General features: G+C 68.0%; 16 protein-coding genes and 1 pseudogene. 10 read left to right on the plus strand and 7 right to left on the minus strand.

Features of this window, described 5'->3' with window-relative positions; all coding sequences use genetic code 11:
- Positions 1 to 1417: 1417 nt before the first annotated feature.
- The 3 genes from ACFVVI_RS04295 to ACFVVI_RS04305 all read right to left on the minus strand — a co-directional run bounded on the left by ACFVVI_RS04295 (position 1418) and on the right by ACFVVI_RS04305 (position 5547).
- The gene (locus ACFVVI_RS04295) at positions 1418 to 1930 is read right to left on the minus strand and encodes a pyridoxamine 5'-phosphate oxidase family protein (protein WP_387443117.1); all 513 of its coding nucleotides are present in this window, start codon (positions 1928 to 1930) and stop codon (positions 1418 to 1420) included.
- Complete coding sequence (locus ACFVVI_RS04300; protein WP_387443118.1) at positions 1930 to 2091, minus strand: hypothetical protein; 162 nt, start codon at positions 2089 to 2091, stop codon at positions 1930 to 1932. The genes ACFVVI_RS04295 and ACFVVI_RS04300 overlap by 1 nt, the downstream gene beginning before the upstream one ends.
- 93 nt (positions 2092 to 2184) lie before the next feature.
- A complete protein-coding gene (locus tag ACFVVI_RS04305) occupies positions 2185 to 5547 on the minus strand; it encodes a BTAD domain-containing putative transcriptional regulator (RefSeq protein ID WP_387443120.1) in 3363 nt (1120 codons plus the stop codon).
- Positions 5548 to 5598: 51 nt separating this feature from the next.
- Between ACFVVI_RS04305 and ACFVVI_RS04310 the strand changes: the two genes are divergently transcribed.
- A complete protein-coding gene (locus ACFVVI_RS04310) occupies positions 5599 to 7176 on the plus strand; it encodes an MFS transporter (protein WP_378988426.1) in 1578 nt (525 codons plus the stop codon).
- Between the two features lie 129 nt (positions 7177 to 7305).
- On the opposite strand, the gene ACFVVI_RS04315 is transcribed toward ACFVVI_RS04310, so the two are convergent.
- On the minus strand, positions 7306 to 7926 hold the full coding sequence (locus tag ACFVVI_RS04315; RefSeq protein ID WP_387443123.1) for a maleylpyruvate isomerase family mycothiol-dependent enzyme: 621 nt from the start codon (positions 7924 to 7926) through the stop codon (positions 7306 to 7308).
- Between the two features lie 70 nt (positions 7927 to 7996).
- On the opposite strand from ACFVVI_RS04315, the gene ACFVVI_RS04320 reads away from it, so the two are divergent.
- Positions 7997 to 8902 (plus strand): MerR family transcriptional regulator, encoded by a 906-nt coding sequence (locus tag ACFVVI_RS04320; protein ID WP_378988422.1) that lies wholly within the window; start codon positions 7997 to 7999, stop codon positions 8900 to 8902.
- Between the two features lie 49 nt (positions 8903 to 8951).
- On the opposite strand, the gene ACFVVI_RS04325 is transcribed toward ACFVVI_RS04320, so the two are convergent.
- Positions 8952 to 9464, minus strand: coding sequence for a L,D-transpeptidase (locus ACFVVI_RS04325; RefSeq protein WP_387443125.1), 513 nt, complete (start codon positions 9462 to 9464; stop codon positions 8952 to 8954).
- A gap of 143 nt (positions 9465 to 9607) precedes the next feature.
- Positions 9608 to 10801: an FAD-dependent monooxygenase gene (locus ACFVVI_RS04330; RefSeq protein WP_387443127.1), complete on the minus strand. Its 1194-nt coding sequence runs from the start codon at positions 10799 to 10801 to the stop codon at positions 9608 to 9610.
- Positions 10802 to 10883: 82 nt separating this feature from the next.
- On the opposite strand from ACFVVI_RS04330, the gene ACFVVI_RS04335 reads away from it, so the two are divergent.
- From ACFVVI_RS04335 to ACFVVI_RS04345, 3 genes are all read left to right on the plus strand, one after another.
- Positions 10884 to 11588 (plus strand): TetR family transcriptional regulator, encoded by a 705-nt coding sequence (locus ACFVVI_RS04335; RefSeq protein ID WP_387443129.1) that lies wholly within the window; start codon positions 10884 to 10886, stop codon positions 11586 to 11588.
- Positions 11589 to 11856: 268 nt separating this feature from the next.
- Complete coding sequence (locus ACFVVI_RS04340) at positions 11857 to 12240, plus strand: PaaI family thioesterase (protein ID WP_378988477.1); 384 nt, start codon at positions 11857 to 11859, stop codon at positions 12238 to 12240.
- Between the two features lie 120 nt (positions 12241 to 12360).
- Entirely contained in the window at positions 12361 to 13188 is an 828-nt protein-coding gene (locus ACFVVI_RS04345; protein WP_387443131.1) for an SDR family NAD(P)-dependent oxidoreductase, read from the plus strand.
- Between the two features lie 66 nt (positions 13189 to 13254).
- Here ACFVVI_RS04345 and ACFVVI_RS04350 read toward each other — a convergent pair.
- A pseudogene (locus ACFVVI_RS04350) lies at positions 13255 to 13446 on the minus strand (DNA polymerase III); the annotation flags it as partial.
- Between the two features lie 246 nt (positions 13447 to 13692).
- On the opposite strand from ACFVVI_RS04350, the gene ACFVVI_RS04355 reads away from it, so the two are divergent.
- The 5 genes from ACFVVI_RS04355 to ACFVVI_RS04375 all read left to right on the plus strand — a co-directional run bounded on the left by ACFVVI_RS04355 (position 13693) and on the right by ACFVVI_RS04375 (position 17223).
- Positions 13693 to 13995: an urease subunit gamma gene (locus ACFVVI_RS04355; RefSeq protein WP_101467224.1), complete on the plus strand. Its 303-nt coding sequence runs from the start codon at positions 13693 to 13695 to the stop codon at positions 13993 to 13995.
- A 9-nt stretch (positions 13996 to 14004) separates the two neighbouring features.
- Positions 14005 to 14316, plus strand: coding sequence for an urease subunit beta (locus ACFVVI_RS04360; RefSeq protein WP_378988409.1), 312 nt, complete (start codon positions 14005 to 14007; stop codon positions 14314 to 14316).
- 57 nt (positions 14317 to 14373) lie between these two features.
- The gene (locus tag ACFVVI_RS04365) at positions 14374 to 16095 is read left to right on the plus strand and encodes an urease subunit alpha (RefSeq protein ID WP_387443134.1); all 1722 of its coding nucleotides are present in this window, start codon (positions 14374 to 14376) and stop codon (positions 16093 to 16095) included.
- Between the two features lie 143 nt (positions 16096 to 16238).
- Positions 16239 to 16784 (plus strand): YbaB/EbfC family nucleoid-associated protein, encoded by a 546-nt coding sequence (locus ACFVVI_RS04370; protein ID WP_387443136.1) that lies wholly within the window; start codon positions 16239 to 16241, stop codon positions 16782 to 16784.
- Between the two features lie 109 nt (positions 16785 to 16893).
- Entirely contained in the window at positions 16894 to 17223 is a 330-nt protein-coding gene (locus ACFVVI_RS04375; protein WP_378988403.1) for a type VII secretion target, read from the plus strand.
- Positions 17224 to 17225 lie beyond the last annotated feature (2 nt).

Below are 17225 nucleotides of genomic sequence, written 5' to 3' on the forward strand. Positions count from 1 at the left end.
CCCGTCGCGAACAATTCGTAAAAGGATCCCACGTGTTACTCCTGAATATGGGGAAATTCAGCATCTGGGCTGAATCGACGGTGCCGACGGGTTGTCGGGTTACGGGAAGAACGCTTCCACCGACCCCAGGAAAGTCCCGAGCAGGAGGTCGCCCGAGTTCGCGGACGCCATTCCGCCCAGGACGCCGAGTAGCAGCTCATCGAACGAGCCCATGATGTATCTCCTTGCGCTGTTGTCTAGCCCCCGGAACTGGGGTGGCCCCCTCGCTTCGGGTGGTTATCACCATCGGTAACTGATGTGATGCCGGTAACGTAGCGCCGTCGCAGATGTGTGGCAAGGCGATGTTTCACTCACCGTGAATCGTTCATTTTTTTCATTCCTGATGGAAGCTGCTCGGCGGTTGCCATGTTCCCTGTCCGGACTGCGTGTGACCTGTAGTTACTGCGACTGTCTGGCACAGTAAACAGGGATCTGGCCGCGAACGATCCCGTTCGCCACAAGTATGTCAAGGGGGGTTGATATCGGTTCTGGACAGTCTGATCTGCGGTGGTTCGGTGAGACTGGGCGGCTGGGGCCGGTGGCTTGCGGCGTGAGGTTCTTCGATGAGGGATTCTGGCCGCATCGGGTGAAACGGCCGTAGTTCCGTAGCTGTCTGTTGTCGAGTGGTTCGCCGCTGTGCTGGATGTCCGGCGATCAGGCCGATGTCGGCCATCCTCTTTTTTCCGACGCAGACCCGGTGTGAATCATGTCGATCAGCTATTGAAATGACGCGTTGACACGGGCATGGATGGTGGGTAGGAATGGGTCGGGGGCGGACCGTCAACGGCCCGCCCCCGACTGTGTTGCCGTGTATTACTTACCTGGCGTCGGCGTACCGCCGCTGACCGTGATCAGCGCCTGAATGAAAGGCAGGACGGCGTCGCTCAAGCTGCCTGCGCCGGTCGCCATCAATTCGTACAGGGATCCCATGTGTCTTCTCCTCGGGTGATGAAAAAATTATCGTTGGCCGGGTGGCGCGTTTACGGGAAGAAGGCCTCGACCGAGCCGAGGAAGACCGCGAGAAGGCCGTCGCCCTCCACCATCGAGCCCAGTCCCGCAATTGCGGCCATCATTATTTCCGTCAGCGAACCCATGGTGAATCTCCTTGCATGATCGGTAAGCATCCCGCCGGAAAATGGTCGTACCGTCGGCCGGGATGTGGATCACAATCAGATCTCTGTTGTGATGGTGGTAACGTAGCTCCGCTCATTTCCTACGGCAAGGAAATCGTCCGATTCGCGCAATTCGGGCAGAGATCCTTCCTGATGGAAGTGCCGATGGGTATTGGTACCCGTCACGAAGAATCGCGCCGTGACCTGTACAGACGTCCAGTCCCGTCGGATCCGACGATGAACGACCACGTTCGCCGCCGGATCTGTCAATCCCCCTGGAGTTGGCCGCGCCAGAGACGTGCCGGAATTCCGCTGACCAGATCTTGTCGCCGCAGCACCTGGATGCGCCACGGCGTGAGGCGAAGTACCTGGAAGGCCCGGTCGTCGGCACCCTGCCAGAACTGTCCGGGGTCGTAGCCGGCGCCGGGAGGACTGCCGTGCCGGTACAGGTCCCACACGTGTGCGCGCTCGCCGGGGTCGTCGGTCCATTCGGCGACCGCGTCGACGGCGACGGTGTTCTGTGCCGGGCTCCAATAGGAGAACGTCACATGCGGATTTCCCGCGATATGGGCGGCCTTCACCGGTGTGCGGTAGGTTCCGAGCCAGCCCGCCGGGTGGTCGGTATCGGTTTCCCAGACCGGAATCAGGACGCGCGACCGTGGGCGTCCCTTGGCGTCGACGGTGGTCATGGTCGCGTAGTTGACGGCGCCGACGATGGCGTCGAAATCGGGTTTGAAATCGGCGAACGTGTGCACGTGGGCGCGGGTGCGGTTGCTCACTACCGCTCCTCGACGCGCACGCCGGCGCGGCGGCCGACGGTGGTGAGGACGAGGTCGGTGGTGCCGCCGTCGAGGAAGCCGGCACGCCCGTCGGTGGCGAGGTAGCGGCGGACGTGGTCGGTCACCGGGGGATCGGGGCTGTCGGTCACGGTGTGAGTCATGGATTCACCGTGCCCGGGAGGGCTTCGGACGGACTCAGGGCCTACTCGAGGCGGTCGGGCGATCGAGGGCGGTCGACAGCGTCCGCAGTGGGCTCAGGGCCGGTTCGGGACTTGCGCGAGGTGCAGGGTCGAGGGTTCGGCTCGCTCACCCTCGGCGAGGTTGTCGGCGAACTGGTTCGTTCCGATGTCGGCGAGGATGCGTGCCTCGATGCGGTCGACGTCGCCGCGTTCGGCCTCGGGCAGCGGGGCGCCGGTGGACCGACGCAGCGCATCGGCGGCACCGAGTAGCCGCGCGGCGTGGGCGGAAGATCCGGCGAGCGACCGGGCTCCGGCCAGGCCTTCCAGCGCGAGTGCGTGGGCACGGGGGTCGCCGGTGCGCAGGGCGCAGGCGAGTCCACGCAGGTGCTGGCGCTCGGCTTCGCCAACGTCACCGGCGAGTTCGGCGGTGAAGCCCAGTTCGGCGAGGATCAGGGCGGCGCCGAAATGCGACCCGGCCCGCAGATGCCAGTCCAGCCAGGTGCCGAGGTACTCGCGCGCCGCCGCCAGGTCGCCGCGGCGGCGCGCGACCAGACCGAGCCCGAGTACCGCGGATTCTTCCCCGACGAGGTGTCCCTGGTCGACTGCCACCCGACGGGCCCGTTCGTGCAGTTCGGCGCTGCGGTCGAGCTCACCGCGCAGCAGCGCGATCCGGCCGAGCGAGGTGAGCCGCTCGCCGACTTCGGTCCACAGGCCGAGTTCCTCGGCAGTGGCGAGCGCGCCGCGGTGGTGGTCACGGGCGGTGTCGAGGTCGCCGGTCACCTCGGCGTGGCTGCCGAGCAGGAATCCGGCGATGGCCTGACCCCAGCGATCGCCCACCTTCGCGAACAGCTCCCGGCTCCGCTCGGCGTGCTCGCTCAGGCCGATCAGGTCGCCGCGGGCGAAGGCGTCGCGCGCCAGCGACACCGAGGCCGCCGCGATGCCCCAGTCATCGGCGTTGTCGGCGAAGGCATCTCGCAGGTGGGCCGCGTCGTCCATGCCCTGGTGGGCGGCGAATCCGGAGTAGACGTGCGCGAGGTACCAGCGGGCACGCAGTTCGGCGGGCGTGGGTCGCGCAGCGAGGGCCGGCAGAGAATCGACCGTACGGCCGGCGCCGATCTCGAGAGCGCCGCGCCACAACAGGGCAACCCGGCGTGTGGCGGGCTCGGTCTCGCCGGATACCGCGAGAGCGATGCCGAGTGACCGGATGCCCTCGGCGAGGCGTCCGCGCATCACCCAGTACCAGGCGAGGGCGTTGACCAGCCGCAGCGCGTCCTCGGACCTGCCCGCGGCACGGGCGGTCTCGAGTGCCCGTCGCAGGTCGGCCGACTCCGCGTCGAGCCGAGACAGCCAGCGGCGCTGGTCACCGGTGCGTAGGTGCCGGTCGGCCAGTTCGGCGAACGCGAGGTAGTAGGCGAGATGGCGCCCTCGTGTGTCGGGTTCCTCGCCGCTGTCGCGCAACCGGTCCGCACCGTAGGCGGCGACCGACTTCAGCAGCCGGTAGCGCGGGCGGGTATCGGTGGCGGGGGTGATGATCAGGGAGCGCTCGACCACACGAGCGAGCAACTCCGCGACCTCGGCGACCGCGATGTCGCCACCGGCGCAGACGGCTTCGGAGGATTCCAGCGTGCCGCCGTCGGCGTGGGCCGAAAGCCGCCGCAGCACAGCACGTTCTGGCTCATCGAGCAGTTCCCAGCTCCAGTCGATCACCGCGCGCAGGGTGCGCTGGCGATCGGGTGCGTCCCGATAGCCGGACGACAACAGTGTGAAACGGTCCTCGATCCGTTCGGCGAGCACGTGCACCCCGAGCGCGCGGACCCGCGTCGCCGCCAGTTCCAGTGCCAGCGGCAGGCCGTCGAGATGGGTGACGATCGTCGCGATCGCCGCCGCATTGTCGTCGGTGACGGCGAAGCCGGGCGCGCGCGAGCGGGCCCGTTCGACGAAAAGCTGTGCGGCAGGTGAGGTTTCCACCTCGTGCGACCCCGGTCCGGCAGCGGGTGCGGTGGGCAGGGCCAGCGGCGCCACCGGCCGGATGTGCTCGCCCGCGATATTCAGTGGCACCTGACTGGTGACCAGCACCCGCGGCTCCGGTGCGGCGGCGAGCAGGCGTGACACCACCGTGGCGGCCGCGTCGGCGACGTGCTCGCCGTTGTCCAGCACCAGCAGCACCTGCTTGGCCCGCACCGCCTCGGCGAGATGGTCGAGCTGAGTGCCGTTGCCGGGCGCGGGGAACGGGCTCGAACCGGCCGAATCGTCACGGACATCGAAGGCGCCCGCCACGACTTCGGTGATCGTCGTCAGCGCGCTGTCGGTGTCGGTGCCCAGGCACAGTCCGGCGAGCTCGACGAACAGCACGCCGTCGCGCGCCGGATGCGCGGCCGCGGTGGCCAGTGCCAGGCGGGTCTTGCCGACACCGCCCGGCCCGGTGAGCGTCACCAGTCGTTCGGCAGTGACCAGCGCCTCGACCGCGGCGAGATCGTCCGCGCGCCCGATCAGGGAGGTGGGCGCGACGGGCAGGTTCCGGCGTGGTGTCACCGGTGTCGCGGGTGCGGGCCGCGCGGGCGCGCCGAGAGCCGGATCCTGTTCCAGCACAGCACGATGCAATGCGGTGAGCTCGGGACTGGGATCGAGTCCGAGCTCTTCGGCGAGGTGTTCGCGCAGCCGACGGTAGGTTTCCAGGGCTTCGCCGTGTCGTCCCGATCGGTACAGCGCCAGCATGTGGGCCGAGCGCAACCGTTCCCGCAGCGGATGGAGCTCGGTGAGTTCGCCGAGTTCGTCGGCGACCTGATCGTGCTCGCCGAGGGTGATCCGGGTCTGCGCGAGTTCCTCGACCGCGGTGAGGCGCTGTTCCTCCCACCGCAGCACCGGGATCCGCGCGAACTCGTGATCGGCGAGGTCGGCCAGGACCTCGCCCCGCCACAACGCCAGCGCTTCGGTGAGAAGCGTTGCCCGAGTGGCGGTGTCGTCGGTAGCACGCGCCCGATGGAGCACACGCTGGAAGGTCTGGGAGTCCACCGAGCCGTCGGCGACCTCGAGCAGGTAGCCGGGGGAGCGCGAGACCAGCAGCTCGCGCCCGCCCACCTCGGCATCGCCGAGAACCCGGCGCAACTGTGAGGCTCGCGTCTGCAGCGAACCAGCAGGGTTGGCGGGCAGGGCCGTATCCCACAGATGCTCGACGAGCCGGTCGGTGGGCACGATCCGGCCCGGTTCGACCAGCAGCGCGCCGAGCAGAACCCGCACCTTGAGCTCTGGAACCCGCACGGATCGTCCCTCGTCGGTCCAGACCGCCAAGGGACCGAGCACTCCGAAACGCATGTCACCCACCCTAAACGGCCCGGCCGCCGACCCGACCACGCACGGCGAGCCCCGCCGCGCCTCGATCATCGCCTCACGTAACCGCTCGAGGTCGTCTGGAGTCGACCCGAAGGGTTCCTGCAGCACGGCCCGGCACTGTCGGTCGCAGTTCGAATCGTCCTCGAAGGGAAACTCCTGATGTCCGAGTTCACCGATGTCCCCGAGCGGGCAGGTACCCGCCAATGGCTGGGACTCGCGGTCCTGCTCCTGCCGACAGTCCTGCTGTTCCTGACCATGACCGTGTTGTTCCTCGCTACCCCGTATATCGCCGCCGATCTGTCGCCGAGCAGCGGTGAGCTGCTGTGGATCAACGACATCTACGGTTTCGTGATGGCCGGTTTCCTCGTCACCATGGGCACCCTCGGTGACCGGCTCGGCCGTCGCCGACTGCTGCTGGCCGGGGCCGTGCTGTTCGGCGCCGCCTCGATCCTGGCCGCGTTCGCGCCGGGCCCGGAACTGCTGATCGCCGCCCGAGCGGTGATGGGCTTCGGTGCGGCCGCCGTCATGCCCGCCACGTTGTCGCTGATCACGACCATGTTCCGGGACGACAGGCAGCGCGCCACCGCCATCGGTCTCTGGGCCGCGTCGGTGTCGGCGGGTGTGGCGCTCGGGCCGCTGCTGGGTGGTCTGATGCTCGCTTCGCTGTGGTGGGGTGCGTCGATGCTCATCGGTGTGCCGGTCATGCTGGTGGTCGTTGCCGCGGTACCGGTGCTGATTCCCGAATACCGTGCGCCGAGCGCGGGTCGACTCGATCCGATCAGTGTCGCGTTGTCGCTGGCCGCGCTGCTGCCGTTCGTCTACGGCGTGAAGAAGCTGGCCGAGACCGGATTCGCCGCCGAATCGCTGCTCACGCTGCTCGCCGGTGTGGTGTTCGCGGTGGTCTTCGTCCGCAGGCAGCTGCGCCTGGCCGATCCGCTGCTCGACGTGCGACTGTTCGCGAATCGCACGTTCAGTGGGTCGCTCGGCGTGTACATGCTGGCCGCCGTCGCCCTGGGCGGGGTGTACCTGCTGTTCACCCAGTACTTGCAGTTGGTCGCGGCCCAGTCGCCGCTGCAGGCGGGGCTGTGGATTCTGCCCGCCGCCATCGGCCTGGTCATCGTTTCCACCGTCACCCCCGCGCTCGCTCGCCGCATTCGTCCCGCCTCTCTCATCGCCGCGGGCCTGGCGGTCTCGGCGGTCGGCTACCTGGTGCTCACCCAGGTCGGTAGCGTTGCCGGGCTACCGCTGCTCATCGTCGGTTTCTACGTCCTCTACCCGGGCATCGCCCCGGCGATGGCACTGATCCCGGGCCTGGTCATCGGTGCGGCCCCGGCGGAGAAGGCAGGCGCGGCCTCGGCCGTGAACAGCACCGCCAGCGACCTGGGCGTGGCATTGGGCGTCGCGCTGCTCGGCAGCGTGGGCGCGGCCATCTACCGCGCCGACATGTCCGAGGCGGAGGGAGCCGCCTCGGAAACCCTTCCGGCAGCGCTGAGTTCGGCCGAGTCGCTGCCCGCCGACCTCGCCGATTCGCTCGTACTGGCTGCTCGGGAAGCGTTCACCCACGGACTGAACGCCGCCGCGTGGACCGCTGCTGTGCTCTCGGCCGCCGGTGCGGTGCTGGCGGTGGCGTTGCTGCGCCGGATCCCGGCCGGGGCGACCTCGGTGCCGGAAAATATGGAGACAAAGGAGGTTTCGGCGGCAGGCGGTGCCGCCGAGCGACCCACCGTCGCTGTCTGACGGTCGCGCGATCTCGTCGACCGAGAGCGATCCGCAGCCCAGTTCGCCGGGTGCTGCGGATCGCTGTATCCACTGCCCTGCAGAGTATTACGTGAAATCTGTCGGGATTCCGGAGTTGCGCGTCGGCGGTTACCGCCGGCCGACCCGTTCATCGGGGGAGGTGCGGCCGGTGACCACCATCAGTAGTTCTGCCGCCGTGCCGGTGATCGGTGCGCCGTTGCCCGCGGTCCAGGAGCTGTCGGTGGCTCGCAACGAGTATCCGGCCAGCCGATTCTGCGCGTGGAAAGGGGCGCCCATCGTCCATACCCGGTCCAGTGCGAGTTGCGCTGGCGCAGGTGGCATCACCCGGTCGATGCCGAGCGGGACGGCGATGTCCTGCCCGTGCACCAGCAGATCCATCAGCCGATCGACCGGTGTGGTGCCGATCGGGATGGCCCTGGAGTCGATCGTGGCGCGCAGTTCGGCGAGCAACTCGGCGGTCGGTGTCCGGTCGGCGTGCCGGACAGCGGTGTCATGGATGAGGCGGTCGGTGTTGCCGCGCGCGCGGATCAGGCTCACCAGCAAGGCCGCGACCGTGACGCGGGTGGCCAGCACCAGGTGCGCCACAACGTCCCGAATCCGCCACCCCTCGCACAGGGACGCGGTGTCCCACGCCGATGCGGGCAGGCCGCGCAGCAATTCGACCAGGGTGGTGCGTTCGTCGGCCACCGCCTGCCAGATCGTGTCGTTCCTCGTGTCCTGTCGGGTCATCGTCGGTTCTCCTTCGCGTGGGCGTCCTCGGTACCGTAGGAGTTCCACCGAGGTGGAGGTGCCAGCGAAAGTGACTCACATCACATATCTGACGATCGGCGAGCTCGCCACCAGGACCGGCGTCGCGGTGCGAACGGTCCGGTACTACTGCGACGCGGGCCTGCTGGACGCGGCGCGCACCCCCACCGGCCACCGAGTGTTCGAACCCGGCGCGGTCGACCGGCTGGTGCTGCTACGCCGGCTGCGCTCCTTCGGCATCGGACTGGCGGCGATCGAGGACGTGCTCGACGGCACTCGCTCGCTCGCCGAGGTGATCGCGGCCGAACGCGTCGCCGTCGACGACGAACTCGACGCGTTGAATCGTCGTCGGGCGCTCCTGCGCGCCGTCGAATCGGCCGCTCCCGACCGGCATGACGAACGCCTGAATCTGCTTGCCGCCGTGGTCGATCCGCGCGCGGCCCACGATGTCCTCGTCACGTTCTGGCGCCGCCAACTCACCCCGCTACCGGCCGCGGCCATCGACGGTTTCCTCAGCATGAACGTCCCCGAACTGGCACCCGGCGCCCACCCCGAACACCTCCTCGCCTACGCGGAACTGATTGCCGTGGCCTCGAATCCGGATATCGCGACCGCCGTGTACGACACCATCCGGCACCGCAGCACCCCCGGCATCCGCGACGAACGGCGCCTCCTGTTCGACGTAGCCGATGCTTGCGTCGCGGTCGCGCCCCTCGTCACCGCGGGCCACCCACCCCACTCCGGCCCTGAACTGGACCATTACGTCGCGATCCACGCCACCGCCCGCGACCGCCACGACACCCCGTCGTTCCGCCGCCAACTCCTCGTCGACGCCGCGGGCGCAGACCACCGAGTCCGCCGATACTGGCACCTCACAACAACTCTCACCGGCGAAACCGCCACGTCCGGCACCACCCAACTCTGGCTCTTCGACGCCCTGACCACGTCGGTGACGTGACAAGGGGAGGCCGGCGACTGACCGGCCTCCCCTTGTCACGACGCAGAACTCAGGGAACGACTTCGACGATGTCGCCCGGTTCCAGCCACTCGTAGTGCGCCTTGGCGCCTTCCGGGGTCAGGCGGATGCAGCCGTGGGACTGCTCCTCGGTGGGTCCGATGTGGTAGGCGATGTCACCGTTGAAGAAGACCGCGTACTCCATGGGGGCGTTGTGCAGCGTGCTCCAGTGGAACGGCTTCTTGAAGGCCACCTTGAAGACTCCGGGCGGCGTTTCGTAACCGGGGCGGCCGTGGGACATCGGGCTCGGCCCGAAGGTGACCTTGCCGTTGTCCATCAACCACGCGTTGTTGGTCGACAACTGCAGGCACGCACGGGCTTTCTCGCTGCACGGAGCCACCACGGGCTCCGGCGGCGGGGCGGGAATGATGGCGGGCACGCCGGGCACATCGGGCCCGCCGGGCCACAGTGGTTCGGCCTGAACGGGTGCTGTGACCGCGGCCCCGACCACCGCCGCGCACATCACCGCCTGCACGGCCCATCGGGGAATACGACTACTACTCACGAAATCTTGCCTCTCTCGCCGCGCCCACCCCTGGTCGTCGTACGCCCAGAACATGAGCTTTCACCATCGACACAAGCCTCGGAAACATAGAGGTACAGCGATCATGGAGTATTACGATCGTGTTGAGCAAGCCCAGGGCCGGGCTACCGGCGCGTCACGCGCCGCAGCGGATCGACCGGGGCCGCCGCGGGAGGGTCCGCCCGGAACACACGGGCGGCCAACGGTGGCAACACCATCAGCCGGGTGAGCTGGTTGCGCAGCCAGATCCGGGTGTTCGTGGCGGGGACGAGCATGGCGCTGCCGGTGCCGACCGAGCGCTGGCGAGTGCGGACGATCGGGCGGAAGGCGTGTTCGTAGCGAGCGAAGGCAGCGGTGTGGCCGTCGCTCTCGGCGAGGGCGGTGGCGAGAAGATGCGCGCCTTCGATGGCGAGGGCGGCGCCCGAACCCGAGAACGCGGTGGCGCAGTAGGCGGCATCGCCGACCAAGCCGACGCGGCCGTGCGACCAGGTCGGCATCCGGATCTGTGTCATCGCGTCGAGATAGAACGTCGGATCGGCGGTGGCGGCGTCGAGCAGAGTGGGGATTTCCCAGCCGGCGGTGGCGAATTGCTCGCGCAACAGCTCGATCTGTGATTCCCGGTCGCGCGGGAAGTCGAACTCGCGCGAGGTGCGGAACGCGAAGAACGCTTGCGCGTCTCGGTGATTGCCGGATCGATACACCCCGGCGACGCGGCCCGCCGTATTGTGCAGCGTCACCTCTCGCCGCGCGCCGAAGCTCACATCCACCGTGGCGGTCGCGAAGCCGATGCCGAGCGGGTGCGCCGCCTCGGCCTCGCTCAGCACCGCGAGATTGCGCACGCGCGAATGCAATCCGTCGGCGCCGACGACCAGGTCGAATTCCGCGCTGGTGCCACCGGCGAAACTCACCTGGACCGTGTCGCCGTCCTGGGCGATGGTGTCGACGGTGTCGCCGAAGCGGTAGTCGACATCGTGCGCGGTGGCGTCGTAGAGAACGCGGGCGAGGTCGCCGCGCATCACCTCGATATCGCCGGGCTCGTCGAAGGTGCTGGTCGGCATACCGGCGACTCGTCGTCCCTCGGCATCGACGAAGGTGAGCGCCCGGATATCGGTGGCGAGGTCGCGCAACGCGGGCAGCACCCCCATGGATTCGGCGATACCGACCGCGGCGCCGCGCAGATCGACGCCGTTGCCGCCCGCGCGCAGCGCCGGAGCCTGTTCGACGACGGTGGGACGGAACCCCTGGCGGGCGAGCCAGTAGGCGAGAGTGGGCCCGGCGATGCTGGCGCCGGAGATGAGAATGCGGGGATAGGTCGACATGACGACTCCTCAGTGACTGACCGTTGGTCAGTTTTCACCGTAGGCGCCTGACCGATGGTCAGTCAAGGGATAGAATGCGCCGATGAGTGATGACGCAGCGGTCGGCACCAGGGAGCGCATTCTTGCCGTCGCGATGGATCTGTTCAGCGCGCACGGTTACCACCGCACGACGGTGCGGGCGATCGCCGACCAGCTCGACATCTCCAAGGCTGGTGTCCTCTATCACTTTCCGAGCAAGTACGACATTCTCGCCGGACTGGCCGAGCCGCTGCTCGTCGCCCTCGCCGCCGCCTTGGCCGCGGCGGCCGACCCTGATCCGCGGGTCGCCCGCCGGCAGGCGCTCGAAGGCATTCTCGAGGTCTACATCGAGCATCGATATCTGCTGCGCCTCAACGTCAACGATCTCGCGCTCGCCGCGTCGGGCAGCATCTTCGAACGGTTCCGCGACTTGCTATTGGCAGCGAATGTGCTGGTAGCGGGACCGAATCCGACGCTGTCCGATCGCGTGCGCGCCGTGCAGGCATTGGGCGTGCTCAGCGACCCGGTGGTGTTGTTCGCGGACGAATCGCCGACGGCTCTGCGTGCGGAAGTGCTGGCCGGGGTGGATCTGCTGTACCCCGACGACATGAATGCTGCTGCGGTGCACCGTGGTAGGCCCGCACTGCTCGACGATGCGGGAGTAGCCGCGGCGCGCAGGATGAGCCGGGTCGAGCACCGCAGCGCCGCGGAGATCGCCGCTACGCTCGGCGTCTCGCGAGCAACCGTGTATCGGTATCTCAAAGACTAATTATGAGACGAATTATGAGACATTAATGAGACAAATTCGCAAGCACTTGACGACTTAGGTAAGCCTGACCTACTCTGATCTCGGCGTACGGATGAGCCGGTGGTCCCGAGGGCTGCGGTCGACTCCGCCATCCTGCCGCGGCGGGCTCCGTTTTCGAGACGGAGCCCGCCGCTACGTCTTACCGGCTGTTGAGCGCCGTTTCGGATGGTGTAAACCGGACGGTATGAGCGAAACGCCCCTGTCCCTGGCCGATGTCACCCCCGAGTTGATGACCAAGGCCAGCGAAGGCACCTTCACCGACCTCATCGGCCTGCGCTACACCGAGGTCACCCCCGACCGGGTCCGCGGTGAATGGCAGGTGCGTCCCGAACTGCATCAGCCCGCGGGTATCCAGAACGGTGGCGTCTACTGCACCATCATCGAAACTCTCGCTAGTGTCGGCGGCGGCGTCTGGTTCGGCGAGCGTGGTTCGGTCGTCGGCGTCAACAACAACACCGACTTCCTGCGTGCGGTCCGCGAGGGCGTCCTCACCGGCGAGGCCACCCCCATCCACCGTGGCCGCAGCCAGCAGCTCTGGGTCGTCGTCATCACCGACGCGGAAGGCCGCACCGTCGCCCGCGGCCAGGTCCGCCTCCAGAACCTCGCCGCCTAGCGGTCCATGGGAGCCCCCGGCCGTGCCGGGTTCGGCGTCGTTCCGGTCTGAACCTGTGAGTTCAGCTTTCTGTACGAGTCCGGTGGCATCCGCGTACCGGGATCGATAACATCGGTCCTTGTGAAGCACGTTGTAGTCGCGGGCGGGACAGACGGGTTGGGGCGGGCGGTCGCACTGGACCGGCTCGCCAAGGGCGATGCCGTCGTGGTGATCGGGCGCGATCCGGCGAAGGGCGCGGACCTCCTCGCCGCGGCGGCGGCCATCGGCGCGGACCGACGTGCGCATTTCGTGCGGGCGGACCTGAGCTCGATCGCCGAGACGCGCACCGCGATCGAGTCCGTGCGCGCCCACTTCACCCGACTCGATGCCCTCGTGCTGTGCGCGCGGCACTATCGCTCCGAGCGGCTGGTCACGGCGGAGGGGTTCGAATACACCTTCGCCTTGTTCTACCTGAGTCGCTTCGTGCTGAGCTACGAACTGATCGATCTGTTCGACTCCGCGGTCGACCCGGTCGTCTTGAACGTGGCGGGGCCAGGCAGCGGGACCGAGGAGATCCGCTGGGACGATTGGGGTTTCGAGCGTGACTACCACGGGTTGCGTGCCCTGTCTCAGGGTGGACAGCTCAACGATCTACTGGGTATCGAGTTCGCGCGCCGATCGTCCTCGACGCGCGTGCGCTATGTCCTGCTGCACCCCGGTGTGGTCGATACCGGCCTGTCGGGCGACTATGACGCGGAGATGGCAGTGAGGGTCGAGGCGATGCGCGCGACAGCGCAATCGATCGATCAAGCGGTCGGTCCGATCCTGGGCGTCCTGGATGAACCGCCGACGGAGCCACTGGTCGCGATCGTGCAGGGCGCACGGCTCGACACCGCGGGGCCTGCCTTCGACTCCGCGGCGGCTATCAAGCTTTTCGACGAAACGGTGAGAGTGCTGGCTCGGCTGTGATCCGCGCGCCTCACCGAACTCGACACCCTTGTCGACCTGCTGCTGGGTGAGGGTGGTGAGCTCGGTACAGAAATCGCTCACCGTGGACCTGGTCGGGCGCACGATGATGTCGTGCTTGCTCACCCTGGTCCGGGTGGCGAGATCGACCACCGTGATCCCGATCTCGATGATCTCGTTGACCTGTCCGGCGGGCGGGTCGCCCGCCCAGCAGGTGGCTTCCACGTCGACCACGTTGAGCAGGCCGGTCCACTCGTTCATGGGTGTGACGGTACGGGCGCGTCATGGTGTGCTCCAGTGATATTCGTGGTGCGGCGATCCGTGGCACAGGCGCACCCGCCGCTCGGCCGGTGAGTTGGCTGTTCCAGGGCCGATCCCGGACCCATCGTTAACATCTCGTTAATCGCCTCGGGGTCGTCCCCGGTCGCGCTCGGCGGCGGTCGCCGCGCAGCCGGGCGACGTGCCAGAATGTCGCTCACCGACCACGACCCGCCGAGGAGAGAACGTATGCGCCTGTCGCCGCACGAGCAGGAACGGCTGCTGCTGAGCTATGCGGCCGAGCTGGCGCGCCGCAGGCAGGCGCGGGGGTTGAAGCTGAACCATCCGGAGTCGATCGCGTTGATCACCGATCACGTGCTCGAGGGAGCACGGGACGGGCGGACCGTGGCGGAACTGATGTCGTCGGGGCGATCGGTGCTCACCCGCGAGGATGTGATGGAGGGGGTGCCGGAGATGATTCACGACGTGCAGGTCGAGGCGACGTTTCCCGATGGCACCAAGCTCGTCACCGTGCACCACCCGATCGGATAGGCGAGACCCATGATTCCCGGCGAATACCTCTGTGCCGAGGGCACGATCGAACTGAACGCGGGCGCGGTACGTGTCGAGCTCGAGGTGGTCAATACCGGCGACCGCCCCGTTCAGGTGGGCAGCCACGTGCACTTCCCGCAGTCCAACGCCGCGCTGGAGTTCGATCGCGAAGCCGCCCACGGGCACCGGCTCGATATCCCGGCAGGCACCGCCGTTCGATTCGAACCCGGTCTGCCGCAGCGGATTTCGCTGGTTCCGCTCGGTGGTACCCGCGAGGTATACGGCATCAGCATGAACCCGCCCGGGCACCTGGATGCCTGAGGTGACCGACAACCATCGCGCGGCAAGCCTCTCGCCGCGACGTCCGGGAGAGAGCCGATGACCGAACTGAGCCGCGCCCGCTACGCCGAACTGTTCGGGCCGACCGCCGGCGACCGTATTCGCCTGGCCGACACCGACCTGATCGTCGAGATCACCGAAGACCGCAGTGGCGGACCGGGACTCGCCGGTGAGGAAGCGGTGTTCGGCGGCGGCAAGGTGCTGCGCGAGTCGATGGGTCAGTCACGCGCGACCCGCGCCGACGGCGCCCCCGACACCGTCATCACCGGTGTCGTGATCATCGACTACTGGGGGATCATCAAGGCCGACGTGGGCATTCGCGACGGCCGGATCTGCGGTATCGGTAAGGCGGGCAACCCCGACACGATGTCGGGCGTGCACCGCGATCTCGTTGTCGGCCCGTCGACCGAGATCATCGCGGGCAACGGCCGCATTCTCACCGCGGGCGCCATCGACTGCCACGTCCACTTCATCTGCCCGCAGCTGATGGACGAGGCGCTCGGTGGCGGCATCACCACCCTCATCGGCGGCGGCACCGGCCCCGCCGAGGGTTCCAAGGCCACCACCGTGACACCGGGCTCCTGGCACCTGGCGCGGATGCTGGAATCCCTGGACCACTGGCCGATGAACATCGTGCTGCTCGGCAAGGGCAACACGGTCAGCCAGGAATCGATGTGGGAGCAATTGCGTGGCGGCGCATCGGGTTTCAAACTGCACGAGGACTGGGGCTCCACACCGGCCGCGATCGATGCCTGCCTCACCGTCGCCGACGCGGCGGGCGTGCAGGTGGCACTGCACTCGGACACGCTGAACGAGGCCGGTTTCGTCGAGGACACCCTCGCCGCCATCGCGGGCCGCGGCATCCACGCCTACCACACCGAGGGTGCGGGTGGCGGCCACGCGCCCGACATCATCACTGTCGCTTCCCATCTCAATGTGCTGCCCAGCTCCACCAACCCCACCCGGCCGCACACCGTCAACACCCTCGACGAGCACCTCGACATGCTGATGGTGTGTCATCACCTGAGCCCGTCGATCCCCGAGGACCTGGCCTTCGCCGAATCGCGGATCCGCCCGTCCACCATCGCCGCCGAAGACCTCCTGCACGATCTGGGCGCCATCTCCATGATCGGCTCGGACTCCCAGGCGATGGGCCGGATCGGTGAAGTGGTGATGCGCACCTGGCAGACCGCGCACGTGATGAAACGCCGCCGTGGCGCCCTGCCCGGTGACGGTGCGGCCGACAACGCCCGCGTGCAGCGCTATATCGCCAAATACACGATCTGCCCGGCGGTTTCGCACGGACTCGACGACGAGATCGGCTCGATCGAGGTCGGTAAGCTCGCCGACCTGGTGCTGTGGGAACCGGCGTTCTTCGGTGTCCGGCCGCACGCGGTCCTCAAGGGCGGCATGATCGCCTGGGCCGCGATGGGCGACGCCAACGCCTCCATCCCCACCCCGCAGCCTGTGCTTCCACGCCCCATGTTCGGCGCCGCGGCCCCGGCCGCCGCGGCGACCTCCCTGCACTTCGTCTCCGAACAGGCCATCGACGACGGCCTCGCGAACCGTCTGAACGTGCGCCGAAAGCTGGTGCCGGTGAAGAACGCTCGCCGCGTCACCAAGGCCGACATGCCTCACAACGACGCCATGCCCCACATCGAAGTAGACCCCGATACCTTCACTGTCCGCATCGACGGCGAAGTCTGGGCAGAGGAACCCGCCACCGAACTCCCGATGGCCCAGCGCTACTTCCTTTTCTGACCGCCGTCTTCGCTGCGTCCGTGCCGGGCTGATGAACGCTGTCGCGGCTGTGTCCATTAGGCTCGTCGCGATCCGAGCGGGGCGGGTTCCGGCACGCCTTCCGCCGCACAGCGCCGGGGACCCCGGCGGGAGGGGAACACAGCATGGACGACCTGAACAACGCCGCCGCGGACCTGTCGCGCTGGGCGGAGGACCTGGAACAGAAGGCGCAGCGCTACCAGGAGCTGCACGCCAAGATGACCGCGGTGAGCGTCACCGATACTTCGGCCGACGGCCGGATCAGCGTCACCGTGGACGCCAACGGTTCGACCACCGCGATCACCTTGGCGGCCGCCGTGCGCGGCATGGATCCCACCGCCGTGGCGGCCGAGCTCATGGCCTGCACGCATCGCGCCCAGGCGCGCCTGCGTGACCAGGTCACCGGCCTGGTCCATGACACGGTCGGCACCGACGAGGCCGGGGAGGCGATCGTCGGCCAGTACAGCGACCGGTTCCCCGACCTGGACCCGACCGCGTCGGCGCCCGTCCCGCCGTCGCCGCCGCCCGCCGCTCCGGCCGCCCCCGCCGCATCGTGGCCGGCCGCGCCCGAGGCTCCCGCCACTCGCAAACCCGACCGTGATCGGGTTGTCGCGCCCGAGGAGCCGTCCGACGAGGACATGTTCTACCAGCGCAAATCCTGGTTGCAGTAGCCACCGCTACAACCCGGCACACATTCGAGGGAACCGAACGGGGCCGGGGCGCGTCCAACTAGATCGAGAGCTGCGGACTCGACCGAGTTCGCCGGAGGAGGGATTCTGCGTGACCAGTCTGGTGAATGTGAATCTGGAGGCGATCAGGTCACAGGCCTGCTCGGTGGACGGCGTGTCCGGCGGGGTCGCCAAGGCGCTCGAGGCGGCGAACTATCTCGCCCACGCCGACGACGGCTACGGCCTGCTCGTGAAGCCGTACGCGGTGAGCACCCTCAACTCGCTCCACGACGACATCACCGAGGCACTGGCGCAGCTCGACACCCTGGCCGCGGAGATGCCGGGCAAACTCCGCACCGCCGCCGACACCTTCGAAACGTGTGACACCACCCGGGCGGGCGATCTCACGGGCAAGACCGCCGAGATCGAAAGGAACGTCTGACC

The sequence above is a fragment of the Nocardia sp. NPDC058114 genome (assembly GCF_042884695.1).
GTDB lineage: Bacteria > Actinomycetota > Actinomycetes > Mycobacteriales > Mycobacteriaceae > Nocardia.